Consider the following 520-nt stretch of genomic DNA (forward strand, 5'->3'; position numbering starts at 1 on the left):
AGCTGGTACCGCCGCAGGTCCTCCGGCTCGGCCCGGTCTGGCGACCGGCCCAGGAACCGGGCGAAGTCGGCCACCACCCGGACGTAGTCGTGCTGGGTCTTCGGCCCGAACTGGCGGATCGCCATGTCCTCGATCATCCGCTGACGCAGCGGGCTGACGGGTGCAGAGATCACGGAAGCCTCCTGTCTGCAGGGGATGGAACCCTGATTCAGACAGGACCCGCGATCAGGGCCCAGGCCGGCTCAACTCTCCGACCCCGCAGCCGGCCCGTTCCGCGGAGCGGCTTTGTCCTATGGCGCACTCTCGCCGGCTGGCCCGGCCCGCCGTCGGGCAGCCTTGCGGCGGCAGGGCCGCCCGCCGCAAGGGCGCCTGGGGGAGGCTATCCGAAGACCCTGATCGTGAGATGGCGCGCGGCAAGGCCGCTTTCTACTGAGCCGACCTTCTGAATTTGGTTGAGGGTTGAAAGGGCACATCGAAGCCCTCGCCGCTTCCGGACCTCGGATTATGACCAAGCCCGCGC

The 520-nt window shown here is 68.8% G+C and carries 1 protein-coding gene; it reads right to left on the minus strand.

Annotated elements, in window-relative coordinates; translation table 11 throughout:
* Positions 1-137, minus strand: a 137-nt coding sequence (locus tag FFK22_RS45015) for a phage integrase N-terminal SAM-like domain-containing protein (protein ID WP_186002990.1), incomplete at its 3' end; no start/stop codon positions are given.
* Between the last annotated feature and the right edge of the window lie 383 nt (positions 138-520).

This window comes from Mycobacterium sp. KBS0706, from assembly GCF_005938675.2.
Classification (GTDB): Bacteria; Pseudomonadota; Alphaproteobacteria; order DSM-16000; family Inquilinaceae; genus Inquilinus.